24 protein-coding genes and 3 pseudogenes are annotated in these 25,005 nt (G+C 57.8%); 11 read left to right on the top strand and 16 right to left on the bottom strand.

What is annotated here, in order from left to right:
- The 7 genes from ABDK75_RS15105 to ABDK75_RS15075 form a co-directional block, all read right to left on the bottom strand.
- Positions 1 to 1,804: FUSC family protein (locus ABDK75_RS15105; RefSeq protein WP_346006314.1), on the bottom strand; the 1,804-nt coding region annotated here is incomplete at its 3' end.
- A gap of 93 nt (positions 1,805 to 1,897) precedes the next feature.
- Positions 1,898 to 2,794: a LysR family transcriptional regulator gene (locus tag ABDK75_RS15100; RefSeq protein WP_346006195.1), complete on the bottom strand. Its 897-nt coding sequence runs from the start codon at positions 2,792 to 2,794 to the stop codon at positions 1,898 to 1,900.
- A 76-nt stretch (positions 2,795 to 2,870) separates the two neighbouring features.
- Positions 2,871 to 3,830: an IS110 family transposase gene (locus ABDK75_RS15095; RefSeq protein ID WP_346006194.1), complete on the bottom strand. Its 960-nt coding sequence runs from the start codon at positions 3,828 to 3,830 to the stop codon at positions 2,871 to 2,873.
- Between the two features lie 170 nt (positions 3,831 to 4,000).
- Complete coding sequence (locus ABDK75_RS15090) at positions 4,001 to 4,981, bottom strand: IS481 family transposase (RefSeq protein WP_346006313.1); 981 nt, start codon at positions 4,979 to 4,981, stop codon at positions 4,001 to 4,003.
- Between the two features lie 158 nt (positions 4,982 to 5,139).
- Positions 5,140 to 5,922: an ABC transporter ATP-binding protein gene (locus ABDK75_RS15085; protein WP_045543278.1), complete on the bottom strand. Its 783-nt coding sequence runs from the start codon at positions 5,920 to 5,922 to the stop codon at positions 5,140 to 5,142.
- Positions 5,922 to 7,313 (bottom strand): amidohydrolase, encoded by a 1,392-nt coding sequence (locus tag ABDK75_RS15080; protein ID WP_346006312.1) that lies wholly within the window; start codon positions 7,311 to 7,313, stop codon positions 5,922 to 5,924. The genes ABDK75_RS15085 and ABDK75_RS15080 overlap by 1 nt, the downstream gene beginning before the upstream one ends.
- Before the next feature lies 1 nt (position 7,314).
- On the bottom strand, positions 7,315 to 8,337 hold the full coding sequence (locus tag ABDK75_RS15075; protein WP_346006311.1) for an ABC transporter substrate-binding protein: 1,023 nt from the start codon (positions 8,335 to 8,337) through the stop codon (positions 7,315 to 7,317).
- A gap of 359 nt (positions 8,338 to 8,696) precedes the next feature.
- Between ABDK75_RS15075 and ABDK75_RS15070 the strand changes: the two genes are divergently transcribed.
- The 4 genes from ABDK75_RS15070 (at position 8,697) to ABDK75_RS15055 (ending at position 12,237) form a co-directional block, all read left to right on the top strand.
- Positions 8,697 to 9,452 carry an ABC transporter permease gene (locus ABDK75_RS15070; protein ID WP_045543281.1) on the top strand — a complete coding sequence of 252 codons (756 nt, stop codon included), beginning with the start codon at positions 8,697 to 8,699 and terminating at the stop codon, positions 9,450 to 9,452.
- Positions 9,449 to 10,186 carry an ABC transporter permease gene (locus tag ABDK75_RS15065; RefSeq protein ID WP_045543282.1) on the top strand — a complete coding sequence of 246 codons (738 nt, stop codon included), beginning with the start codon at positions 9,449 to 9,451 and terminating at the stop codon, positions 10,184 to 10,186. Before ABDK75_RS15070 ends, ABDK75_RS15065 begins: the two co-directional genes overlap by 4 nt.
- A gap of 13 nt (positions 10,187 to 10,199) precedes the next feature.
- Positions 10,200 to 11,078, top strand: coding sequence for an SMP-30/gluconolactonase/LRE family protein (locus ABDK75_RS15060; protein ID WP_346006316.1), 879 nt, complete (start codon positions 10,200 to 10,202; stop codon positions 11,076 to 11,078).
- Positions 11,079 to 11,307: 229 nt separating this feature from the next.
- Positions 11,308 to 12,237 (top strand): MurR/RpiR family transcriptional regulator, encoded by a 930-nt coding sequence (locus ABDK75_RS15055; RefSeq protein ID WP_052427258.1) that lies wholly within the window; start codon positions 11,308 to 11,310, stop codon positions 12,235 to 12,237.
- A gap of 332 nt (positions 12,238 to 12,569) precedes the next feature.
- Here the strand turns inward: ABDK75_RS15055 and ABDK75_RS15050 are convergent, their stop codons facing one another.
- The 3 genes from ABDK75_RS15050 to ABDK75_RS15040 form a co-directional block, all read right to left on the bottom strand.
- Positions 12,570 to 12,740 (bottom strand): hypothetical protein, encoded by a 171-nt coding sequence (locus tag ABDK75_RS15050; protein WP_346006310.1) that lies wholly within the window; start codon positions 12,738 to 12,740, stop codon positions 12,570 to 12,572.
- A gap of 64 nt (positions 12,741 to 12,804) precedes the next feature.
- Positions 12,805 to 13,026, bottom strand: coding sequence for a FitA-like ribbon-helix-helix domain-containing protein (locus tag ABDK75_RS15045; protein WP_408874441.1), 222 nt, complete (start codon positions 13,024 to 13,026; stop codon positions 12,805 to 12,807).
- 44 nt (positions 13,027 to 13,070) lie between these two features.
- Entirely contained in the window at positions 13,071 to 13,640 is a 570-nt protein-coding gene (locus tag ABDK75_RS15040; RefSeq protein WP_211504810.1) for a recombinase family protein, read from the bottom strand.
- 136 nt (positions 13,641 to 13,776) lie between these two features.
- On the opposite strand from ABDK75_RS15040, the gene ABDK75_RS15035 reads away from it, so the two are divergent.
- Positions 13,777 to 15,324: a DUF4158 domain-containing protein gene (locus ABDK75_RS15035; RefSeq protein ID WP_346006308.1), complete on the top strand. Its 1,548-nt coding sequence runs from the start codon at positions 13,777 to 13,779 to the stop codon at positions 15,322 to 15,324.
- A gap of 68 nt (positions 15,325 to 15,392) precedes the next feature.
- Here the strand turns inward: ABDK75_RS15035 and ABDK75_RS15030 are convergent.
- From ABDK75_RS15030 to ABDK75_RS15020, 3 genes and pseudogenes are all read right to left on the bottom strand, one after another.
- A pseudogene (locus tag ABDK75_RS15030) lies at positions 15,393 to 15,821 on the bottom strand (transposase); the annotation flags it as partial.
- Between the two features lie 35 nt (positions 15,822 to 15,856).
- Positions 15,857 to 17,194 (bottom strand): IS110 family transposase, encoded by a 1,338-nt coding sequence (locus ABDK75_RS15025; protein ID WP_062105607.1) that lies wholly within the window; start codon positions 17,192 to 17,194, stop codon positions 15,857 to 15,859.
- Positions 17,195 to 17,510: 316 nt separating this feature from the next.
- Positions 17,511 to 18,173, bottom strand: a pseudogene (locus tag ABDK75_RS15020) (transposase); the annotation flags it as partial.
- A gap of 112 nt (positions 18,174 to 18,285) precedes the next feature.
- Between ABDK75_RS15020 and ABDK75_RS17855 the strand changes: the two are divergent.
- From ABDK75_RS17855 to ABDK75_RS14990, 6 genes are all read left to right on the top strand, one after another.
- Positions 18,286 to 18,423, top strand: coding sequence for a putative quinol monooxygenase (locus tag ABDK75_RS17855; RefSeq protein ID WP_408874440.1), 138 nt, complete (start codon positions 18,286 to 18,288; stop codon positions 18,421 to 18,423).
- Positions 18,424 to 18,433: 10 nt separating this feature from the next.
- The gene (locus ABDK75_RS15010; protein ID WP_162993567.1) at positions 18,434 to 18,610 is read left to right on the top strand and encodes a hypothetical protein; all 177 of its coding nucleotides are present in this window, start codon (positions 18,434 to 18,436) and stop codon (positions 18,608 to 18,610) included.
- A 17-nt stretch (positions 18,611 to 18,627) separates the two neighbouring features.
- On the top strand, positions 18,628 to 19,368 hold the full coding sequence (locus tag ABDK75_RS15005) for an SDR family oxidoreductase (RefSeq protein WP_062106249.1): 741 nt from the start codon (positions 18,628 to 18,630) through the stop codon (positions 19,366 to 19,368).
- A 111-nt stretch (positions 19,369 to 19,479) separates the two neighbouring features.
- Positions 19,480 to 19,773 carry a putative quinol monooxygenase gene (locus tag ABDK75_RS15000; protein ID WP_062106251.1) on the top strand — a complete coding sequence of 98 codons (294 nt, stop codon included), beginning with the start codon at positions 19,480 to 19,482 and terminating at the stop codon, positions 19,771 to 19,773.
- A gap of 462 nt (positions 19,774 to 20,235) precedes the next feature.
- Complete coding sequence (locus ABDK75_RS14995; protein WP_346006306.1) at positions 20,236 to 21,375, top strand: glutathione-independent formaldehyde dehydrogenase; 1,140 nt, start codon at positions 20,236 to 20,238, stop codon at positions 21,373 to 21,375.
- A 31-nt stretch (positions 21,376 to 21,406) separates the two neighbouring features.
- Entirely contained in the window at positions 21,407 to 21,976 is a 570-nt protein-coding gene (locus ABDK75_RS14990) for a type 1 glutamine amidotransferase domain-containing protein (RefSeq protein WP_122050973.1), read from the top strand.
- Between the two features lie 530 nt (positions 21,977 to 22,506).
- On the opposite strand, the pseudogene ABDK75_RS17850 reads toward ABDK75_RS14990, so the two are convergent.
- The 3 genes and pseudogenes from ABDK75_RS17850 to ABDK75_RS14975 form a co-directional block, all read right to left on the bottom strand.
- Positions 22,507 to 22,824, bottom strand: a pseudogene (locus ABDK75_RS17850) (excinuclease ABC subunit A); the annotation flags it as partial.
- A gap of 536 nt (positions 22,825 to 23,360) precedes the next feature.
- Positions 23,361 to 24,470: an S-(hydroxymethyl)glutathione dehydrogenase/class III alcohol dehydrogenase gene (locus ABDK75_RS14980; protein ID WP_346006305.1), complete on the bottom strand. Its 1,110-nt coding sequence runs from the start codon at positions 24,468 to 24,470 to the stop codon at positions 23,361 to 23,363.
- A gap of 215 nt (positions 24,471 to 24,685) precedes the next feature.
- Entirely contained in the window at positions 24,686 to 24,976 is a 291-nt protein-coding gene (locus ABDK75_RS14975) for a metal/formaldehyde-sensitive transcriptional repressor (protein WP_062106258.1), read from the bottom strand.
- Between the last annotated feature and the right edge of the window lie 29 nt (positions 24,977 to 25,005).

The following is a 25,005-nucleotide window of genomic DNA, read 5'->3' as shown; positions in this document are numbered from 1 at the left end:
GGTTCAATTTCCTTACAGGCGCCTTCGAGAGGCCACGCAAGGCAGTCAGTAGCTCCTCCGAGACCTGAGAGGTTCTTTCGAGGTTTCTTAAAACAAAAGCAGCCTTCGTGAGATCAGTGTCACCGGTACGAGACCATGATCGCAAGACAACGCGCAGCCGATTTCTGATAGGCTGTGGAGTCTGTTTCGTGGTCGCAATTGCCCATAATTCAGTAATCCACATACCCAGAACCATGATCTGCATGTGTCTGTCTATATAATCCAGTAATACCTTATGCGGCACATTTTGAGATGTCTCAATCAGGCGGACCATACTGTTCGCATTGGAAGCAAGCCATTGTTCCACAGATAAACGCGGTTTGGATATTCCCAGAGCACGCAAGCTTCGCTCCATTTGGAAAGTCCTACGTTTTAGCCGCTGATCGGCCCGAAATGGAAGCACTACGCCGAAAGTGATCCATACAAACAGAACGGCGCCCAAAAACGCGCTCGTCCCGTTCAGAAAGGAAATCTCGTCATAACGACCCGAATTAGAGGGACCAATCAAAACAGGCAAAAACATATTGAAGGAGAATGCATGATTCACAAGAAATGGGGTGCGCGCAGCTAATCCACCAATAATCATAGGAATCATAAGCAGGACCGTGAGATATTCGGGCGCCGTCACTGACGGAATGATCAGGAATACATACAATCCGGCGACCACAGTACACCAGACTGCGCCCTGAAAAAAACCGCTAGACGCAAGAACCGGTACGTCCCGCGTTGCAAGAAGGCCGTAAATCAGAGCCACAAAAGATACAAATGCAGGCCCGGAAGACCAAGCGGTGACTTCCCACAACAGCCATGCTCCAATAATCCCTATAGCAGCACGTATCCCGTTTTGAAGGGCTTCAGCTAAATGGCGTGGAGGTCTGGCTTTAAACGTAAAATGATCCTGCGTTCGAGGAACCTCTATAGCTTGAATATGCGATCTTATGACCTCGATATTCCGCTCTAGCTTTTTTTGTCCTTCGCCCCCTCGCGCACTTACCAGAACGGTTAGCAAGTGTGCGAGTACAGCCCGGGCATGATCTGGTGCCCGCCGTGCGGCAGGCCCCATTTCAAGAGCATCAAATTCTATTCGGGTATCAGATGCCACCACCTTCTGCAAAAAACGGGTTTCGTCCTCAAGATCGGTTTTATAAAAGCCTTCAGTCAATATGTAGGTCTCAATATCGTTCGTGAGACCAGAGAGTTTTTCCAGAAGTCGTACACGTGCTTTTTGGGAAATATTGTTCAGAAACAGAGCCGCCATAACGGCTTCGCACACATTACCCAACACAATGTAGGTGCCGCGTGATATCGCGACATCAAAAACATTATCGGGGTTTTCAATGGCACCCGTTGCAACAATTGCGGACGTAAACCCGACGACTAGCAGACCATAGCGCCGATACCCATTGAAGAATGTCGCACTTCCACAACAGAGTCCGATCCAGAAAGCCAGAGAAATGAAAAACAATCCTGACTGCTGAGGAAAGCAGGCCATAAGACCGACCCCCATGAAGCAGCCAATACCGGTTCCAATCAGTCGCCAGCGGGCTTTGGAAAGTGACTCTCCGCGTGATGCGGTAGCAACCACCCAGACGGTCAGAGGTGCCCATTGAGGACTGCCAAGCTGCAACCAGATTGCAATAAAGAGCGAAAGAATAGCAGCCACCGAGGTACGAACTGCAAAACCCAGATTAGCAAGAGACGGCGTCAGAAGCCACGTCAACTCGATCTTTCGGTTTATGGCCTGAGGACTTCCTCCTTTTTCCATAACGGTAATACTTTTCCTTTCATCTGGAAAAGCACAGAGACGTGGAGACGAAAAAGATCAAAGTCTTTGTTTTGATTTCATCATAAGTATTGCTTATGACTCAAGCGTGTCGCCCAGACATAAGTCACAAGCCAATTCCCAACTTTTTATCATAAGAGCCGTCTGGACCGGTTGCGCCAGACGTACAATCCCCACTCCCAATGCTGGACATTGTTTCATACGCATGATGTTCAGACGAGAACGATCGGTCGGTAGCGCACCAAGAGGCAGAATTCCCGCTGATCGACCAGAAAGAAGTTCAGCATAAAGGAGTTCCAAAGAGTTCGTTTCCAGAAAAACCGTTGGTTCGACACCAATGTTCTTGAAGCACTGATCCACAATCTGACGACTCCGCATCTCTTTCCCCAAGAGACAGAGCGGCTGTTTTCCGACGTCGGACCAGTCATAAGCATCTCGACGCGAAGCCTGAACCTTTTCAGACGTAATAAAAAAATGCTGTTCAGAATAGAGTTCATGCGTTTCAAACACGTCGGTCTGCGGCACCTGGTCAAGATATACCAACCCCATCTGGATGCGTCGCTCTTTGAGATCGTGAATAATTTTCGCGTTCGGTGCGACAGACACTTCAACGCGAAGTGAGGGGATAAACGCGCGCAGACGCTCAATCAACAATGGTGTAATCTGTAGTGCTGGTGGCATGACACTCACAGACAACGTGCCCCCCGCTACAGCTTGGGAGAATGACGCTTCCTGTCGCAGACCGTCCAAGGCTGCGACAGTTTGCCTGGCCCAGACAAGAACCCGTTGGCCTTCCTCCGTCAAACCAAAAACACGGCGATTACGCCGTACAATAGGGAGTCCAAGCTCGTCTTCAAGCTGGCGAATTGCCATGGACAAAGCAGGTTGGGAGACGCCACAATGTTCCGCTGCCCGTGAGTAGTGACGAAATTTGTCAAGCGCAATCAGATAGGTGAGTTGTCGAATGAACATTACATCCTGCGATGGAATAGTTTTCTTGATTCCGGCACTCTATCTCGCCCGGTAAGAAAAATCCTAGCAACTGTGTTTAAGCGGCGGAGCTAATGCGCCATGGCAGGCCTGTTTTGAGGACGGCGTTGGCGATTGTGATGAGACGCCGTGCGATAGCGACGATCACCAGTTTATGTGGCTTGCCCCGCTGTTTCATGCGTTTGGCGACAGCTTTCAGAACAGGATTATGGCAGGCAGCTGCCAATCCTGCTTGGAACAGGACGTGACGGAGAGATCTTCTTCCCCCTGAAATGACACGTTTCCCCCGCATCGCGCCACTATCGTGAGCCATTGGTGCAAGTCCGGCCATGGCAGCAGCTTCTGTCGCCGTCATACGGCCGAGTTCTGGCATTTCTGCGAGAAGCATGGAGACTGATACCGGGCCGATACCAGGAATGGAGCGGAGAAGTTCTGCTTTCGCGGAGAGTTCTTCTGCCTCTGCGATAACGCTTTCAATCCGTTGTTCGAGCTCGCTGATCTGGCTTTCGAGAAATGCTTTGAGACTGCTGTCCATGTCCTCCAGTTCAGCGCTCACACCCTGTTTGCGGCGCGCCGAAATCTGGGCAGAAAGCCGTTTACGTGCCTCCACCATCTGAGCTCTGCGCACCGTCAGTGCCCGCAGAAACTGGAGTTTTACATCCGGCAGTGTTCGTCCTGCTTCTGGACGAAAAGCCATAAAGCGCGCAATCAATTCCGCATCGATCTGATCGGTTTTCGCGCGTTTCCCCATGGAGAGTGCGAAAGCTTTGATCTGTGCAGGAGGCAACTGGACTGCATTGAGTCCCATACTGATGAGAAGACGCCAGAGTGCCCATTCCTGTCCACCGGTGGCTTCAAACCCAATTTTGAGACCGTCCGGCATACTCTGAAGAGTTTCCAGTAATCTGGCATGGCCATCAGGTGAATTCTGAAAACGAAATCTCTGCTTTTCTGGCAGGCGAAAGCCATCGAGCCAGTCTCGGGACACGTCTATTCCAATGACGGTTTGCGCAGACATATCACTCTCTCTTTCTTATGTTCGCGGTCCCGAAAGCGGGCCGCCGTCAACTGTTCGAGACGGTGAAGAGAGGCGAGATCAGCCTGCTAGAAAACGTGGTCAGGCTACCAGGTGTTAAGCGCTGTATCTCACCTCATGAACGCCCCTGGCCAGGGGCGTTCATGAGGTCATCATAACAGGCTGGAAACACATAAGGTGTTTAGTCCCGTGGTTTGATGGGTTGGATTGATGATGAATTTTTCTGGCTCTGAAGTCCAGATTTTGCAGACATATTCGTAAGGTGTGAGGCCACTGAGGGTCTTGAGCCTTCGCCCGAAATTATAGGCTGCCATGAAGTCATTGAGGTGTGTCCTCAACTGCTCATGACTATCGTAATGGAAGCGTTTGACGGTTGCTTCCTTGATTGTCCGGTTCATCCGCTCAACCTGACCGTTCGTCCAGGGATGATTGGGTTTCGTCAGACGATGTTCGATCTTGTGAGCTTCGCAGATCATGTCGAAGCGCATGGGGCGAGACCAGGCCATATTGCGGTTACGGGGCTGATCAGCGAACTGGATGCCGTTATCGGTCAGAATGGTATGGATCCGATAAGGAATGATGCTCAGGAGATGTTCGAGGAATTCCCAGGCGGTCTTCCGATCGGCTTTTTCAACCAGTTGTGTGACAGCGAATTTGCTGGTCCGATCGATGGCGACGAAGAGATACAGCTTGCCTTCAGCAGTTTGGACCTCGGCAATATCGATGTGAAAAAAGCCTATGGGAGTGCGTTTGAAGCGCTGGCGTTTGGGCTTGTCTCCCTCGATATCCGGAAGCCGGGATATCCCGTGGCGCTGAAGGCAGCGATGCAGAGCCGAGCGTGTCAGATGAGGGATGCTGGCCTGCAGGGCATAAAGGCAGTCATCCAGCGGCAGTAAAGTATGCCGGCGAAACGCCACAATCATCGCTTCGTCCGTCTCGGACAGGACCGTTGAGCGCGGCTCTTTAGGACCTGTCTTCTGATCCTCAACCGTTTGACGCTTGCGCCATTTTGCAACTGTTTTCGGGTTGATCCCGAACTCCTTGCTCAGCGTCGCGAGCGAAGCCTGCGATCGCTGTATTGCCGCTCGCACGGCGTGCGTGGTCGTGGCGCTCCCATGACGTATCTGTCCCATAAGGCTTCCTTCCACCCGCGTGAAATTAATACCCCATCAAATCCCGGGACTAAACACCTAGCGTGCAATTTTTAACAGATCGTGCCGTGACCCCAAAAACGGCAACACCCGGAAACGTTCCATGTTCCAGAAAGCCTGCCTGTCACGTCAGAAGCTGGTCATGCCTGTTCATCAAAACCATCGGCAAGCATGTTTGTCAGTGTATCCGCCATGGAATGAAACTGCTCCGTGCGCATGATCGTGGCGTCGCGTGGCCGGGGGAAGGGGACGTCAACCTCGTGGGCGATGCGGCCGGGGCGGGGCCTGAGCACGATGATACGATCCGCAAGGAACAGGGCCTCCGCGACATCATGCGTGATCAGCAGGGTGGTGATCTGCTGCGTGCTCCACAGCCGCATGAGCTCAAGGTTCATGCTGCGGCGCGTGACGGCATCCAGCGCGCCAAAGGGTTCATCCAGCAGCAGGACTTCTGGCGAAAGCACCAGCGCACGCGCAATGGCCGCGCGCTGGCGCATGCCGCCGGAAAGCTGGCCGGGTCGTGCATGGGCAAAATCCGCCAGCCCGACCCGCCGGATCAGGTCGTCCACCCGTGCCTGATCGACCGGATGCCCGGCCAGGCGGAAGGGCAGGCTGATGTTCGCCGCGATCGACAGCCACGGCAGCAGGGCCGCATCCTGAAAAGCGACACCCAGACGATGGGCGCGCGACAGTTCGGCAGGCGCCACACCTTCCACCCGGATCTGTCCCGCGCCGGGCGTGTCCAGTGCCGCGATCAGGCGCAGGATCGTGCTTTTCCCGCAACCGCTCGGCCCCAGCAGCGCGACGAATTCACCTTCCCGGATGGCAAGGGAAATGTCGTCCAGCACCAGAATGTTCCGGCCGTCATTCAGCTGGAACGTCTTGGAGACATGGCTCAGCTCGATTGCCGGGACGCGCTGCATCAGCACTGGACCATCGCGTCAAACCTTTCCATGATCCTTGCCCTGCGTTCATTCACCCTTGCGCGCAGGGCCTCAATATCGATGTTGAGCAGCCTGCGGTCACGCATCACCACCGCGCCGTCGATAATGACATCGCGCACATCCCGCCCGACCACGCAATGCGCTGCAAGGAAAAGCGGGTCCATCGACCCCATGTGATCAAGGTCGGATGTCTCCACCAGGATCAGGTCCGCACGGCGCCCGACCTCCAGACAGCCCAGTTCGTCCCCCATTCCCACGGCGCGCGCGCCGCCACGTGTCGCGATCCTGAGCAGGTCTTCCCCGGACATGGGAACACGCTGGTGATAGGCATGGCCAATGGCCGCGGCCTGACCGACCCGTGCGGCATGGGCGACCTGAAAGAGGTCGAGCGTAAAGGCCGAGGCCGCGCCATCGGTTCCCATTCCGATATCCACCCCGCGCCGCCACATTTCCTGCAGGCGGGGCACGCCGATCCCGTAATTGCCAAAGGCGCAGTGGCAGGCAGACATCCGGTGCGTGGCGTAAAGGTCAACTTCCTCGGCAGACAGGATGACCGAATGGGCGCAGTGCAGGTGTGGCCCAAGCGCGCCAAGGTCGTTCAGGTATTCGGTGGGGCGCTTGCCGTGCTGTTCCAGCGCGTAATCCACCTCATACGTGCCTTCAGCCAGATGGGTATGGATTTTTACGCCGTGGGCGCGGGCCGCATCCGCCATGCCTGCGATCAGCGTGGGACTGCACACGATGATCTGGCGCAGCGACATCCAGGCCCTGACCCGGGCGTGATCGCGCCACCGTTCAACCAGGGCGATGTTCCTGGCCAGCGCCTCGTCCGTCGTCATCATCATTGATGGCGGCATGTCCCTTCCTGCAAAACTGGTGTTCAGGTCCGATGTCGTCAGGGCGACAAAACCGCGAATGCCGGTTTCAACCGCCGCCCGGGCCATTTCATCAGGGTGGGGGCCACCGGCTTCGGCAAAACAGGTCGTGCCGCACATGATCATGTTGGCATAGGCCAGCAGGCCGCTCAGATAGATGTCTTCGGGATCGAGAAGGGCCTCGAACGGAACATAATAGTTTTTCCATGGCGGGTTGCGCAGCGGGCCGAGGCGGCTCATCTCAGCCAGCTTGCCGCGCAACAGCTGCTGCGCGGTATGGACATGCGCATCAATCATGCCGGGCATGGCGATCCGGCCCCGTCCGTCAATCATGGTCGTGGCGGCAATGTCGCCAATATCGGTCCGGGGACCGACATGCGCCAGCCGGCCGTTGCTTATGACGATGACGCCATCACGAATGACGTCCCCGGCATCGTTCATTGTTACGATATCGCATCCATGGATGACGATATCCGCCTGAGAGGGAAGCGCCATGTCAAATTCCTTTAAAGGCTTCGGGAACAACCGTGAAATCGGCAATCCGGTCGATATCGGGCAGGGCCGTGCGCCCCGCCGCGCGGGCGGCGGCATACATCGGCCCGACCATCATGTCCCGATCGAGGGAGAGAAGCGGGCGCGACGGCATGCCGCGATAATGGGTGAAGGGGATCTGGCTCCTGTTCTGCAGGATCTGCTGGTCAAGGTCGAAGCCGTAATCCTCGCCATATTTTTCAACCACCAGACGGGCAGCGACCGCGGGATCGGTTTCGTTGAAGGTCCACCCCTGTATCAACGCACGCAGGAAGGCCACGACGCGGGGCCGGTTCTGCGTAAGGTAGGCGCGGGTCGTCACCAGAAGGGCGGCAGGGGTGACGAATCCCAGATCGGCGAAATTCGTGAAAATGAAGTCCCTGTCCTGTTTCAGGCCCATCATTTCAAGCATGAGCTTCTGGTTGGTATCGAACCCCACGAACGCGTCGCCCTGCCCGTCAAGCAGCGGATCGGGGGCAAAACCGGCCGGGACGAAGGTCCATTGCCGGGGCAGGCCCGCAATGGCGAGCACGGCATTGATTGACGTCGTCTCGTTAATGCCCTGTGCAAGGATGCGCAGGCCAAGCAGGTCGCGCGGCACACGCACGGGGTGGGCGGGCAGTGAAATGACCCCGAGCGGATTGCGGGGCATTTCGGTGCCGAGTATCACAAGGTCATTGCCACGTGCGACCGCATCCAGAAACGGCAGCCATGACATGTAGGACAGGTCGGCCCGTCCCGCCGCCAGCATGACGGCCGGGTCTGGCGCATTGGGGCCGCCCGCTGTCCATGTGACATCCAGCCCCTGATCACGGAAAAACCCGCGATCAAGGGCAATCCATTCGCCTGCGTACTGGACATTGGCAATCCAGCCGAGCTTCAGCCTGACAACCGGCAGGGACCGGGTTTCGGCTGCCCGTGTGGAACCGGGTGCCGCAGCACAGCACAGGGCAAGGCTGGCGAGGAACGATCTTCGATGCCATTTCATGCCATGCCCCCCGTATGCTGTCCCGGCCTGCCCCGAAACATGTCACGCAATTTTCTTCCTGATGGAAAAATGTTACTTTATTTTCTAAATGAGCGTCAACGTGTAAATTATGTTACTGACATGATGGATGCAGGTCGCTATCATCGTTTCTTGGGAGTTATGATTCCAATGCAGGCCACGCCACGCATTGCCACGTTTTCCCGCCGACTGTTCATATCCTGAGGGGGAGGGTGCGACATGCCCGTCCAGTATTCACGGAAGCGTAGCACGGGAACGAAACACAGGGGTGATGGCGCAGGCCACACGATCCTGCGATCCCGCCACGGACATGCCCCGATACATCGCCACGGTGCGACAGCATGAAATACGTCACCCACTTCCGCGCAGCCATCACTGCGGCCGTCGGGTTCGCGGTTATCCTGGTCCTGTGGCAGGTTATCGGGAATGCAAAACTGCTTGGCCCGACCTTTCCGCCACTGAGCAGTGTCATCGCCAGCCTTACGGTGCCATACCGCCGGCATCTCTATATCCGTGCAAGTCTGGCAACGCTTTCGACAGCGGCATGGGGATATGGCATCGGGCAGGCAGGGGGGCTTGCAGCCGCGCTGTTCGGGCATCTCCTGCCTTTTTCCCGGGCCGGGCTGGACCGGCTGGCAAGCGTTATCCATGCCATACCCATGATCGCGCTGGGGCCGCTGTTCATGGCCGTGCTGTCCCCTGTCTGGGCCGGGACGGCCATCGCCGCGATCGGGGTCTTTTTCGTCTCCTACATCGCAGGCTGTACTGCGATTGAGTCGGCCGCGCCAACGCATAGGGACCTGTTCCAGATATTCGGCGCGTCCCCCCTGCGCAGGCTGTGGCTGCTTGATGTCCCGTCCGCCCTGCCGGCACTGGTAACCGGATTGCGGCAGGCCGTGCCAGTGGCTTTCCTGGGCACCATACTGGGCGAATGGTTCGGCTCCGCCCATGGTCTTGGGCTGCTGATCCTCAGCGCGATGGAAAACTTCCAGATCGCCCTGCTGTGGAGCACGGTCATTCTGTGCTGTGGGCTGTCACTCATCATTTTTGTCCTGCTTGGCTATGTCGAACGTATCGTGGGACGGCATTACCGATGAAACGTTTCCTTGCGCGCTGGTGGGGGCCGTGCCTGCTGCTGCTGGCCTGGCAGGTCGGGGTGCAGGCCAGCGGGGTCAACCAGATCGTCATGCCGCACCCCATGGCTGTCCTCATGGATATGGCGTCCAACCCGCTGGTTTATGGCCGCGCCGCGGCAGGGACGCTGCTGGTCGCCGTTCCGGGCCTTACGGCGGGACTGGCGATGGGGGGCATGCTGGCGCTGCTGTGCCAGTTTTCCGCAGTCATGGAATATCTGCTGACGCCACTTGCAATGATGCTGTCTTCCATCCCGGTTGTGGCCATCATTCCTGTTCTGTCGCGCCTGTTCGGGTATCACATGACAACGCTGATCATCATCGTGGCCATCATCTGTTTTCTGCCTGCCTTCGTATACATGCACGCGGGACTGCGGTCGGTTCCGGCGGGCAGTCTGGATGTCTTCAGCGTGTTCGGGGCTGGCGCGCGGGCACGGCTGCTGCTGCTTCGACTGCCAGCATCCGTGCCATCCTGTATGACAGCCCTGCGTATCGCGGCCCCGACCGCGATCCTGGCGAGCCTGACCGCCGAATATCTTATGCAGACAGGGGGGCTGGGTGCGCTGTTCCGTATTACAACAGCCGAATTCCGGTCCGAACGCGCCTTCGGGTGCAGCCTTGTGGCGATGGTGCTGTCGGTCTGCTGTTTCTTTCTGGCCCTGCATGCCGAACGGGCCGTAACCCGGCGCTGGCGATAGGAAAGGGGACGTGATGCACATCACGGTTGTGGCTGACCTGAAAACAACGCTGGGCGAAAATCCGTTATGGGATGCCGATACGCAGCGCATCTTCTGGGTGGACAGCCTTGGCAGGCGCCTGTTTCGCGCGACAGCCGATGGACAGGAAATCCGGGCATGGGATTTTCCCGCCAGCATCGGTTCAATGGCGTTACGTCATGGGGGCGGGGCGGTTGTCGCATTGCGCACGGGGGTCTTCATGCTGGATTTCCACACCGGCGCCCTGACCCGCGTGGTGGATCCCGGACATGACCGGGCGCACCTGACGCTGAATGACGGCAAGGTTGACCGGCAGGGCCGGTTTATCTTCGGCTCCATGGTTGTCGATGCGGCGGAAAATCGTTTTGCCGCACTGTACCGCCTTGATACCGACCTGTCATTACACCGGCTGCGTGGCGGGATTGGTGTCAGTAACGGGCCATGCTGGAGCCCCGATGGGTGCCGTTTCTATTTCTCCGACACCCATTCGAACGAAATGATGGTGTACGATTACGTCACGGCTGAAGGCGCCCTGTCGCGCGGGCGGCCCTTTGTCACCCTGCCGAGCGACGGGACCGGCAGGCTTGATGGTGCCTGCGTCGATGCCGAAGGCTGTGTCTGGAGCGCGCATTGTGGCGCGGGGCAGATCGTGCGTTACCAGCCCGACGGCACCATTGACCGGGTCATCCAGATGCCAGTGCGGCGTGTGACCAGCGTTGCCTTTGGCGGGGCAGGACTGGACATCCTGTTTGTCACATCCATGGCGCATGGCTTGCAGCCCGACGCGGTGGCCGACCACCCTCTGCGGGGGGCCCTGTTTGCCGTGCATGGCCTTGGCGTGACGGGCATGGCCGAACCCCGTTTTGCCGGTTGAGCCTGTTTCCCCATGATTTTGCAAGTCGCGCGGAAAAAACGACTACAGTGCGGAAACCGGGTTTCATGAAGAAGGAGAGTTGCCACGACGCGCAATGCGCTGCAGAAAACATCCCCTAGGCGCGTATTCACCGTCTGTATGCGTCCGCCCTGCCTGCCATGTCCCATCCATTGCGGGAGGGAATGGGGCTGGATGAAATGATGATAAGGCCAAGTCAGGATACTGCCGAATGCAGCCACCCACATCCCTGCCACCACACAGCCCCATGGCGGAACGGATTGCCCGCGTCTATCCGGATCTTACGCAGGCGCTCAGGGATCTTGCCGATTTCGTGGTGGATGAGCCGATCAACGCCGCACGCCTGAGCATTCATGACATTGCAGCCCATGTCGGTGTTTCGACCGCAACCGCCAACCGGCTGGCGCGTGCGCTGGGATTTTCCGGCTATGCGGCATTCCGGGCGGAACTGATCCGCAGTTTTGAATCTGCTTTCGTGCCGGTTGACCGCCTGATCAGGAACCTGAATGGGCGTTCGAACGCGCTGGAAGTCATGGCCGCCTCCCTGCAGGAAGACGTACGCAATATCGAGGCGACAATACGCGGACTGTCCGCGGAGGGCTGCAGTCATGCCGTCCAGGCCATCCTTACGGCACACCGCATTTATGTGGTTGGCATGGAGAATGGCAGTCATCTTGCGGCCATGCTGTCCAATGGCCTTGATATCTACCGTGGCAATATTGATTCCGTTGGCATTACGGGCGGCGGGGCTACTGCTGCGCGCAGGGTGCGCCGGTATGGCAGCCGGGATCTGGTCATTGCGGTGGCCTTTCCCCGTTATATGGCTGACACGATCACGGTCGCACGGGACGCGCGGGCACAGGGCGCGCGTGTCATGGCGATTACCGACAGCCCGGCTTCACCACTGGCGGCCCTGACCGATCTTGTCCTGTATGTCACGGCAGAGCGCCAGTTCGCCGCCAATTCGGATGCAAGCGTCCTGGCAATGATGGAGGCACTTTGCGCGGCGGTTGCCCACAGCACGCGCGGCGCGGTGGATTCCGCCAACAAGTACACGCGCACGATCCTGCGTTGGCTCGATATGGATTCACGTCCCGGCAATTCCGGCAGCCCCAGGCGGACGACCACGACACGGAAATAAACAAACGATTACATCACAATACAATATTCATATCCGTGGAAGCTGCTTTTTTAGAACAGAATTCTGTCCTGACGCTTTGTGAAAACAGCTGTACCAAAACTTTCATAAGGTTTTCAGGACATTTCACAGACAGACGACCCGGAAGGGTCTGCCTGTGAATCTGGTGAAGTCAAAATATAAACGACAACCTATTTTCCTGTTGTCGGTCCTGCATGTTCTTATGCCCGGAAGCAATGTCTTCCTGATCCATGCGCATAAATATCAATCGAACCAAATATATTCCCGTGCCGGACGGAAAGCCTGATCCTGTTCAGGCTTTCCGTCCTCTGGCTTCAGAAACCTGTCGACACCGTCACCATCGCAGCAGAGGTACTGGCGACGTAATAGGCTGGCGAGTTCTGCGCGACTGTCTGACCATTGGCCGCCGTCGTCTGATAGGCGTTGGTGGTTACGGCTTCCACGCCTGACAGATAATGGAAATCACCAACTGACGGGACATCCACGCCAGCACCGCCCCGTCAGGCCCGGAGCGCATCAGTTAGGAGAGGATGTTGGTGTCGAGAACGATCACCCCCCGAAATCCATGTCCCTGATGGCCTCACGGGACACGGGAGGCAGGTCTACCCCGTCCAGCCTGGCAAAACGCTGATAAATGGCCTGACCGGCATCTACGCCTTGGGACACTTCAGTGGAAAGAGCCGAGCACAGGATATCGCGCACCTCTTCCTCCATAGAGCGTCCATGCCGTGTTGCGCGCAGACGGAGCCTGTGGAGGCCATCGCATCGGATATATTCTGAATTGCGTTAAGGGAAGATGGACCCTGAGCCCGCCCTCAAGCGGATCGCCTTACGCCTGCGAGAGCCATTTCACGGTAGACTGTAGCGCGACCGAGGCCGAGTTGCCGTGCGGCTTCGGTGGGTGATACCCCCGCTTCTACAAGCTTGAGCGCAGCGTTCGCCTTTTTCGGGTCGAGTGGTCGGCGTCCTGGCAATTTTCCCTTGGCGCGCGCGGCGGCGATGCCGTCCTTGGTCCGTTCGGCGATCAATCGTCTTTCGAAATGCGCGATCGATCCGAACACGTGAAACACAAGTTCGCCCGCCGCCGACGAGGTGTCGATTTTTTCTTCCAGGCTGAGCAGGGCGACACCACGCTCTTTCAATTCCGTCACAATTTTCAACAGCTCGCCAAGCGATCGACCAAGCCGATCAAGGCGCACTACCGCCAACGTATCCCCGGCACGGGCGTAAGCAAGCAACTCGTCAAGGCCTGGGCGGTCCATCGACTTGCCCGAGCGCACGTCGGTAAACACCTTTATCGCGCCAGCCTGTTCGAGCCGCATGGCCTGCCCGGCAACATCCTGATCACTGGTGCTTACCCGCGCATACCCCAGAATGCCGCTCATCCACCGTCTCCCAACCGCTCGGTCTGTGGACGTCTGAGGCGTAGACGCACCGCAGACCCTAAACCCGTCCAGAGACTACGTCTCAATAATACCTTAAGTCCACAGTTCTTCTTACCCATTTGTGGACGGATTTATCATGGCACGACGCGATCTCCTGACCGATAGCGAACGCCACGCGCTGTTCAGCGTGCCCGATACGCGCGAGGATCTGGCGCGACACTATATATTATCGCCGCGAGACCTCGCACTGGTTGTTATGCGACGGGGTGACGAAAACCGTCTCGGCTTCGCTGTGCAACTCGCGCTGATGCGCCATCCGGGTTTTGGATTTACGCTCGAAGGCAGCGCGCCCGAACACCTCGTCGCGTTTATGGCGGAACAGATCGATGTGCCCGCATGGGCGTTCGACAACTACGCCTTGCGACCCGCGACCGCGTCGGTCCATGCCCGCGAAGTCGGAGACGCTCTCGGGCTTCGTGGTCCGACCAATGCCGACTTGCCATTGCTGATTGAGGCTGGAGCGAAAGCCGCCTGGTCAACCGATCGCGGCTTGCCAATTGTAAGCGGCATCATGGAAGTGCTGCGTGCAGATGGCATCACGCTACCATCACAATCGGTTATCGAACGCGCTGGAATTGCGGGGCGCGCCCGCGCTCGGAAACGCACTTACGACGCACTGCTCGCGTACGTGTCTGTCGAAAGCCTGGCCAAACTCGACGCCACGTTGATCGTCGATCCGAAAACCGGAGTGACGTCGCTCGCCTGGTTGCGCGAAATCGCTACTGTGCCAACGCCGGACAATGTGCGTGGGCTACTTGATCGATTGGCCTACTTGCGCGCTATCGAGCTACCCGTCACCATCGGGAACGCTATTCATGCTGATCGGTTGCGACAGCTTATCCGAGAAGGGCGTGCCTCGTCCGTGCAACTCATCGGACGTTATACGCCATCTCGTCGGCGAGCGACGCTGGCGGCGATGATTCTGGACCTGGAAACACGACTGACCGACGCTGTGCTCGACATCGCCGATCGCATCATCGGTGGCAGCTTCACGCGCGGGAACAACAAGCAGAAAAGGAGCTATGCCGAGACCACGCGCGACGTGGGGCATATCATGCGCCTGTTTGACCAGACCGTTGCCGCCTTGGCTGAGGCACAGGAAATCGGGATGGAAGGCTTTGCCGCAGTTGATGCGGCGGTGGGCTGGGACAAGCTGCTTCGCGCACGCGGTCAGGCCCGGCAGATAGCCGACCTGACCGCGGAGAGTCCGCTCGTCCGGGCGGCGGACCAGTGGAGCCGGCTGCGCAAATTCGCGCCGCTTTTCCTTGAGGCAATCGATTTCAAGGCAGGGCGGGGGAGCGCCTCGACGATCGCGGCGTTGAACACGTTGCGCGAGATGAATCGTTCGGGAAGCCGCGATGTACCACCAGACGCGCCGATGCCGTTCCGCAAGGAATGGCGGACTCTGGTCAGGGCGGGCGGCGGAAAACCTGATCGCCGGTTATGGGAAACCGGGGTTCTGGCGCACCTGCGTAATAAATGGCGCTCCGGCGACATCTGGGTTGAACGCTCCGCCAACTACCGCAAGTTCGACAGCTATATGCTCTCCTCCGCAGAGGTGGAAGGATCGAAGAACCCTTTATTGATACGCTTGGCTGGTGATTTCAGGCTTGTGGTGATTTGATTGACTACTTTTGGGTTCGTTTTCGATCTGCGTTTTGAGCAGATCGAGTGCCGCCACCCGCTGGATTGCTATGCATTCGCGCTGATCCGCTCCAGGAAGAGGAAGCGGCGCATATTATAGACGATATTGGCCAGGCCGATCCTCATGGTGGCCCGGGTGATACCGACAGTTCGGACGAACAGACCCATTTGCGATTTCTGGTCAGCAAAGACATGCTCGACGCGGGATCGGATCACGGACTTTCCTGCATTGGCCTGCTGGATATGGAGTGGCATGGGTTTGAGATGCGGCTTCTTCCTGTGAACCTTTGAGACAAAGCCCTGCTTTTCCATGAAGTCTTCATTGGCTTTTGAGCGATACGCTGTATCAGCCCAGACGCTTGAGGCCGTATTGGCTTTATCCAGCAGTCCCTCTCTCAATCGCGCGCCATCACTGGCGGCGGCATCTGTTGTCTTCCATTTCCGGATGAACCGATACTTCCGGTCGATGGAGACGTGATCTTGTACCGAGAGCGCAAGCAATTTTTCCGGTTTCAGGAGTTCTTTTCGATCCGATTGGAACGACGTCCTGCTCTGATGTTTTCTCCGACAGTATAGCGCTCCAGAATGATGGCTTTTGCTTCACAGAGGGTGATGCTGTTTCCCTCCCTGTCGCGCACTTCATAAGGCTTTCCTCGTTTGAGAACGCTGAAGATCCGGTTCACAATACGATTGGCAACGGCACATAAAGCCTGTTTGTGATGATGACCTTTCGCCGTCATCAGCCTCCAATAAAGTTCTGCCAGTTCAGGATCTGTTTTTCGTGCCGTATCAGCAGCAAGATAAAGTGCATGTTTGATGCGGTTATTGCCACCCTGGGTCAGGGTCTGGCCCGCTCGCTCCACACCACCACTATCAGCCCTCCGGGGAAACAGGCCACAAAAACCTCGTAAATGTTTTTCGGAATGAAACCGTTCAATGTTCTGCAAGATACCAATCAGGGTCGGCGCAAGATGTCGGCCGACACCCGGAATACTGAGCAGAAGAGCCTGTGGGTCGAGGTGTTTGTAGAGATCGGCAATATGCTGCTCAAGATCTCCAACTATTTGAATTTTCTTCAGAACATTCTCAATTTCCGTCGCAATTTCGAATTGCAGTTCCGAAAAATCAATGTGTGCCCCATGAAGGTTCTGGGCGTATTGCGCCGCTTCACGTAACCCTGTGATCAGCGTTTCCACAAAGGGCCCACTGCGCGGATGGTTCCCTCCTGCATGGGCTGCAACATATTTGGCGAGTGTCGTACGACGCGCCTTCAAAACATCCGAGGGGTGAAACCATTTCTGCAACAGGGCCAAAGAGAGCCGTGTTCCTAAGTCGGGCAAGACTGCTTCAAGCCTGGGGGATGCCCAACGAATGAGATCAAGCAGGCGCCGCCTGGCATCCGCGATCTCGTTCTGAAAGCGGCTTCTCTGTTTGGTTAGACGTTGAAGAGCGTGGCTTTGCGGATCCGGAATGTGGACTGGATCAAGACGTGGTCCACCAAATGACGGTATGGCCGCCAGGATCTGGGCATCAGCCATATCCGTTTTGGCGTGTTCGGAAAGGTAACGGCGTAGAGCCTTGACCCGTTTTCCCTTGACGCGAGCCACGGTGACGCCAGCATCTGCAAGATGGTGGGCAACAGGAAACCAGCTCATGCCGGTTGGCTCCATGATGGCCTGAATGTGGTCATCCGCCCTCAGCCCCATCACGGCTGTCTGAACAAAAGCGGCGAGTGAAGGCTGATCGTGCCTGAAACGAATTGCACGGCCATTAGGGCGGCCATCGTCATAGATCTGAGCGAGGTGATCTCCGCGAATGGCCAGATCAATACCAATGGTACGGAATGTCATAGTCGGTCCTTTCTGGTGAGGGAACCAACGCTACGGTCACAGTCAGGTGTGTCATTCGTGGCCGATCAACTTCACTCAAAGCAGACGCCACAATCTTGTTACTCTTGCCCCGTCAGCGCGGCCGGACCGGGTTCATGCTTCACAAAAGACGAGACGATCGGCGGATCTCTCAGGGACTTCAGCCCCGAACCGGCCTGGTTCGCTCTGAGAGTATAGACCCGGTTCCCGGCATGCCGGGAACCGGGTCTGATCCACAACCACGTCTCCGAAGCCTGCGCTTCTCCGACTTTCTCCATGGCATCAAACCCGGTCCCGCTATCGATACCTGGGATTTGTAGCCAAAGAATGGGATAGCGAGATCACTCGACGGCATGGTTCCATCGTCCTGCCGCTTCGCTTTGGTGAACTTCAGCGTCCAGCGCGCATGACGATCCTTGTGCGACAGCTTTGACGGCTTGTCCTGCCAGTCTTCGGGAATACGGCCTGCCCGGAGATCGACTTTCTCGGCGTTCGTGTTGCGCTGCTTTGGAGCCGCTACCAATGTTGCGTCGAGGATCTGGCCTGACATCGGGAGATAACCGGCGTTCTTCAAAGTAGCGTCAAAGCGGTCGAACAGTCTTTCAATCGCACCCGCCTGGGTCAGGCGTTCACGGAACAGCCAGATTGCTTTGGCGTCAGGTACACGGTCCGACAGCCCCAATCCCAGAAAGCGCATCAATGACAGACGGTCGTTGATCAGATACTCCGTCCGTTCGTCGGACAGATTGTTCAACGTCTGGATCACCAGAATTTTGAACATCAGCACCGGATCGAATGGTGGTCGCCCGCCTTTCCTGCCATCCGAATAGGCCAGAGCCTTCTCCAGATCAGGGCGGAAAACCTCAAAATCCACAGTCCGGGAAAAGGCTTCGAGTTGATCACCAAGCCCGCTCAGCCGAGCAAGCCGCTCTTCAACGTCAAAAAATCCCGCCTGTTTCATCTTCCATATCCCAATCAACGCACGAGAAATAGAATCACAGAGCAGACCTCAAAACCAGAGGGTTTTTCGAACCCTCCATCTCTGGCAGGACCAGAGCGATCCGAACCGTTTCGTGCTCGACGAGCTGTACGCGGACGCGGATGCGGTTGCCGCCCACCGCGCGACGCCCCACTTCCAGAACTATCTCTCTCAGATCGGCGATCTGGCCGAGCGCGGCGCGTTCGTCTTCAACCCCGTCTCGGCGACCTGAGGGTGGTGCCATGGGCAAGCTTAAAGAATGGGTGGGGTCGGCGCTGCTGGCACAACCGTTCTACATAGAGGAGCTGCGGATGATCGGCCTGTTGGCACCTGCGCTTCGCCTGGGCCTTATGGGCCTCGTTCATCCACGCGGCTACCGCTGGCGCGGGGCCGCGATCCGGCGAAAAATCAATAACTGACTTGAAGGAATACAGTCGTGACCAAGGGTATCGAAGGCAAGGTCATTCTCATTACCGGCGGCAGCACCGGCATCGGCGCAGAAACCGCGCGGCTTCTCGCGGAACGCGGCGCAAAGGTGGCCATCGCCGCGCGGCGCAAGGACAAGCTCGACGAGGTCGTCGCGGACATCGCCGCAAACGGCGGCACGGCACGTAGCTACGCGCTCGACGTCACCGACAAGGCGGCGGTCCAGTCCGTCGTCTCCGCAATCATTGCCGACTTCGGCCGCCTCGACGTGCTGATCAACAACGCAGGGCTGATGCCGATCCGTCCGATGGCCGAGGTCAACACCGACGAGTGGGACCAGATGATCGACGTCAATCTGAAGGGTACGCTCTACGGCATCGCGGCGGCCCTTCCCGGCTTTCTCGAGCAGGGCAGCGGCCACATCATCAACCTGAGCTCGGTCGCCGGTATCAAGGTCTTCGCACCAGGCGGCACGGTCTACTCCGGTACCAAGTTCGCGGTCAGCGCGATCAGCGAGGGCTTGCGCCACGAGGTGGGTGAAAAGGTCCGTGTCACGTCGATCGAGCCCGGAGCCGTGGAAAGCGATTTGAAGTTCACGACGTCTGGCACGGCAGCCGAGACGGTGCTAGACTTCTACAAACAGGCCATCCCAGCGGCATCGGTGGCGCGTGCTATCGCGTTCGCTGTCGAACAACCTGATGACGTTGACGTCAACGCGATCGTCATCCGGCCGACCGCACAGCAGTTCTGATTTCGACGAGGAGGCGGGGCCGCGTGTGCTCCGCCTCATGGGGAACGTACCGGCCCGCTCGTCCGTTACTCTGCCGAATGATATCTGTCCGTTTAACTTGAGGAGTCGATAATGCCCAAACTCGCGCTGTACGTGCCACTGAAGGCCAAACCCGGTAAAGAGAGCGATGTCGCCAATTTCCTGACCTCGGCATTGCCGCTCGTTCAAGCCGAGCCGGGCACTCTGACCTGGTATGCGATCGAGGAAGGTCCCGGTGCGTACGCGATCTTCGATACGTTCGACACAGAGGAGGATCGGCAGGCCCATCTTGACGGCAAGGTTGCCGCCGCGCTGATGGAGAAGGCGGAAGAACTGTTCTCGGAACCGCCGCAGATTCACAAGTTCACCCTGCTGGCCGCGAAATAGCGGAGCGGTCGGCACACCAAGCTGCCGTACGACTGCACGGTTAGGGTCGCCTGCCGTCGGGAATGGACGGCCTGGCCGGCTCTGGAACTAAATAGAAGAATACGACAGGCCATCCGCGATAGTGGATGGCTTTGTCTTTTGCGCTTATCCTGCCTTTTGATGCTGCTGCTGATAAGTCGGCGTTGATATGTTGCGTTATCATGGCGCCGTTGGTTTCGCAGGAACTTCTTGAGGTCATCAATCTGCCGCTTTTTTAGATCGTCCTGGCCCAGGCAATCGAAAAGCCGCCGTAAATCGATCCGAGAACTGCCGAACGGGAAGGAACCGCTCAGGCATCAGGCCGTTTAGGAGACAGACATCGGTTGGAAAGATGCGATGCTATGCGCCTTTGCGCTGGTCCGGAGCATCAGCAAGCTCTCGATTTGATGACGCCCAGAGCAGAGCTACAAAAGGAGAAGATCCGTGAAAGCTGTCGTGTACAACGGGCCAAAAGACGTTTCCGTCAATACCATCGATGATCCCAAGATCGAAAAGCCGACCGATGTTATCATCCGGCTGACCACGACCAACATTTGCGGGTCCGACCTTCACATGTACGAGGGCCGTACCAGCTTTGAGAAGGGCAGGGTCTTCGGTCACGAAAACCTTGGCGAGGTCATCGAAGTCGGCGCTGCCGTAGATCGTATCAAGAGGGGCGATCGCGTCTGCATGCCGTTCAACGTCGGTTGCGGGTTCTGCGAAAATTGCGAACGCGGTCTGACTGGTTTTTGCCTCACGACCAATCCTGGAACCGCCGGCGCAGCGTATGGCTTTGCCGAGATGGGGCCGTGGCAAGGCGGTCAGGCCGAGATGATGCGCGTACCTTATGCCGACTTCAATTGCCTGAAGCTGCCCGAGGACGCTGAGGAGAAGGAGGATGACTATGTCATGCTCTCCGACATCTTTCCGACGGGTTGGCATGGCGTCGAGTTGTCGGGTTTCTTGCCTGGTGAGAGTATCGCGATCTATGGGGCTGGTCCGGTCGGTTTGATGGCCGCGCACTCAGCCGAAATTCGCGGTGCCTCTCAGATCTTCGTGGTTGATTCTCACGACGACCGTTTGAAACTGGCCGAGGCGATGGGCGCGATTCCGATCGACATGCGCAAGGGCGATCCCGCCCAGCAGATCCTTGACGCGACCGGCGGCGTCGGGACCGACCGTGGGGTCGAGGCGGTAGGGTATCAGTGTTGCGATCGCCACGGCAAGGAGCGCAGCAATTACACGATGAACTGCCTCGTCAAAAGCACGAAGGCCACCGGCGGCATCGGCGTCGTCGGCGTGTTTATCCCGGAAGACCCGAATGCGCCCGACGATCTCCAGAAGGAAGGCAAGATTGCGTTCGACTTCGGCAACTTTTGGTTCAAGGGGCAGAAGATCGGCACCGGGCAATGTAATGTAAAGCATTATAACCGGCGGCTGATGAACCTCATTAAGCATGGCCGGGCCAATCCTGCTCAAATCATCTCGCACCGACTGCCGCTCGATCAGGCGCCAGACGCCTACAAGCATTTCGATGCGCGCGATGATGGATGGACAAAGGTCGTGCTTAAGCCGACCGCCTGACCTTAGTCTTCAACGGAATAGGGAATAGATTATGACGTTAGAGGGCAAATCAGTTGCCGTTCTGATCGCGCCCCGCGGGACGGAAGAGCCAGAATTCTCGAAGCCCAAGCAAGCTATCGAGGAGGCTGGCGGCAAAGTGACCGTGGTCAGTTTTGAAGCGGGCGTGGCTCGCACAGTCAATAGCGACCTTGACGAGGGCGGCAGCTATACTATCGACAAGACGTTTTCCGATGTCAAAGCCGACGATTTCGACGGACTAGTTGTGCCCGGAGGAACGGTCGGTGCCGACAAGCTGCGCGGCAGCGCCGAGGCAATTGATTTCATCCGGGCTTTTTTCGATCAGAAAAAACCGGTAGCCGCGATATGCCATGCACCCTGGACATTGATCGAGGCGGGCGTGCTTAAGGGTCGCACCTTGACGTCCTACCCGACGCTGAAGGTCGATATCGAGAACGCCGGCGCTACATGGACCGATGAGGAAGTCGTGGTCGACAACGGCCTTGTTACCAGCCGCGACCCCGACGACTTACCCGCCTTCTGTGCCAAACTCGTTGAGCAAATCGCGGAAGGTGCCGGCGCTGGGCCCGCGGCCGCGAATTAATACGGGACGGTTTCGACGAACCATGTGAGGGCGCGCTCCCTGGTGAAGGTCCACACAAAACAGGCGTAGCGGATGGCCGGCGATTGGCTGTCCGCTACGCCGCGTATCAGACGAAAACGGCGCACTTCCGAGGACTCAATCCCCAACAAGCCGCGTCAACCGCGGTGACACCTCGCCGGCTCCCGCTTCCAGATGCGACCCATTTCAGCGTGCGTGCGGTTGAGATACGCCTGATCGAACGTGCGTTCGGCCAGGTTTACGACCTACAGCGCCGCTTTGAGATAGGGGGCGGTGAGACTGCCTTCTGCTTCCGCAACGAAGAAAGGGACGCCGCTGGCAACGATACGGCCGCCATCTTCCCCAGCCCCCGGTCCCAGATCGATGACTCAGTCCACCTGCCTGATGGCGCGCATGTCATGTTCGACGACCACGACCGTATTGCCGGCGTCGACGAGGCCCTGCAGGTGTTGCATCAGCCGGTCGGCATCTGAGGGGTGAAGCCCCGAAGTTGGCTCGTCGAGGATGTAGATCGTGTTGCCGCGTTGAGCGCGTTGCAGTTCAGGCGGCAATCCGTCGATCGTGTCGACCTCCGGCACGCCGGCCTGGTCGATAAGGCGACGGGCATAGGGCGCAACCGATTCCAGATAACGCCGCTGGGCTTCGGCATAAAGGGTGCCGAACGCGAGCGATGACTTGCCCGAGCCCGATATGCCGGTGAACACCACGAAGGCGTCACGCGGTACATCGACGTCCACATTTTTTAGGTTATTCTGGCGCGCGCCGCGAACCTGCACGCAAGCGGGCGGTCCCGCATGCCCATGATCGGTGGCGGGCGTCGTCGCGTGTATATCCTTGTCCTTCAATTCAGTCTTCCTGCCATATCCGCCCGTGCGGCCCGTGGTTCATTACGGTCGGGGTAACGGATCAATGCGTTTCCGACTCAATACATCCAACGGCCAGGCTGGCTCGATGTTCGGAACCTTTGAAATATTTTTCCAGCATTAAACAAAGGTTACGACAAAACCATTTTCCCGTTAGGTCGCGCGACGAGGCCACACACACTCCGCTGGTAAGCACCTGGGCCAGGCGGGCCTGGTCCGTGCCGCTATCGGCGTGTAACGACTGCACTTCGGCGGTTGTTACCACATCGCGACGCGTTGCCCAGTTGCCAGAGCGCGCTTCATCATGGCCAGGGTCGGGCTATGATGACGGCTGGCCTGTCAATCCGAGCGTCTGGCGCCGCGTCTTAGAACGCGACTGAACGGTCGACGTTGGCGGCGTCGAGGAAGAGGGGGAAGAAAATGCCGTCACCCGAGATAACCGGAGTGGTTATCCGGAACTTCCTCGATGTCTGGTGTTGCCAGAGGCGCTTTGGATCGGCGGGTCAGTAGTGAATGACCGTGCGGATCGACTTACCTTCGTGCATCAGGTCGAACGCCTCGTTGATCTCCTCCAAACCCATGGTGTGGGTAACGAACGGGGCCAGATCGATATCACCTCTCATGGCGTCCTCGACCATGCCGGGGAGCTGTGTACGTCCCTTGACGCCGCCGAAAGCGGACCCCTTCCAGACGCGGCCCGTAACGAGCTGGAATGGACGGGTGGAGATTTCTTCGCCCGCGCCGGCAACGCCAATCACGATCGACTGACCCCAGCCACGGTGCGCTGATTCAAGAGCGGCGCGCATGACATTGACGTTGCCGATGCACTCGAAGGTATGATCGATGCCCCATCCCGTCATCTCGATCAGCACTTGCTGGATGGGCTTGTCATGGTCCTTGGGGTTGATGCACTCGGTCGCACCGAACTGGCGTGCCAGCTCGAACTTGGACGGATTGGTGTCGATGGCGATGATGCGACCCGCCTTCGCCTGGCGCGCGCCCTGAATTGCCGCGAGGCCGATCCCGCCAAGGCCGAACACGGCGACCGAGTCTCCAGGCTGGACCTTGGCGGTATTGTGGACTGCGCCGATGCCGGTCGTGACGCCGCAGCCCAGCAGACAGACATGTTCGGGGTTAGCCTCGGGATTGATCTTGGCGAGCGAGACTTCGGCGACGACAGTATATTCACTGAAGGTTGAACAGCCCATGTAATGATAAAGGGGCTGGCCATTGTACGAGAAGCGGGTGGTGCCATCGGGCATCAAACCCTTGCCCTGCGTTTCGCGGACAGCGACGCACAGGTTGGTCTTGCCCGACACGCAGAAATCGCACTTGCCGCACTCGGCTGTGTAGAGCGGAATCACATGATCGCCCGGCCTGACGCTGGTGACGCCCTCACCGACCTCGACAACGATGCCCGCGCCCTCGTGGCCTAGAACCACCGGGAAAACGCCCTCCGGATCACTGCCCGCCAGCGTGTACGCATCGGTGTGGCACACGCCGGTGTGCGTCACCCGGATGAGCACTTCGCCCTTCCGGGGTGGAGCGACATCGATTTCGACGATTTCGAGTGGCTTGCCCGGCTCGAAGGCTACAGCGGCGCGAGATTTCATGTTGGGATACCCTCGTTGATGGAAACTGATTGCCGGTGCGAGGCCGTTGCACCATCGCAAATTCGTCGACGTTCTCATACTGTCAGGGAGTATCTTTGTCATACTCCCTGACAGTATACAAGAGGTGTCCTACCGAGGATCTCAAACCAGAGAAGGCAGCAGGGGCTGGCTTCTAAGTGCGAGAGAGCACGGGCAAGAAAATGAGCCTGAAATCGTCATTTAAGATAAGTACGCAGAATCTTCATTACGCCCTCCACGCCGTCATCGTGATCGCTGCCCTCGCTTTTGAGGGCCGGATCTGCGCCGGAACCGAATGTTTCCCTGAGGTGACTCTCCATCACTTCCGCCATCAGCCCGTTTGTCGCGCCACGCATGGCGACAATTTGCTGCAGCAGGGGAGCGCAATCGGCCCCGGCTTCGATCGCGCGTTCCAGAGCGTCCGCCTGACCCTTGATACGCCGCAAGCGTGTGATGGCTCGCTTTTTGTCCTCTGATGAATGTGGCATCGCGTTTTCCCGAGAAATCGCTTCAGCAT

This window comes from Gluconobacter sp. OJA, from assembly GCF_039638325.1.
In the GTDB taxonomy this organism is placed as follows: Bacteria; Pseudomonadota; Alphaproteobacteria; order Acetobacterales; family Acetobacteraceae; genus Gluconobacter; species Gluconobacter cerinus.
The sequence above is the reverse complement of the archived record's forward strand: the minus strand, read 5'-3'. Positions and strand labels throughout refer to the sequence as shown.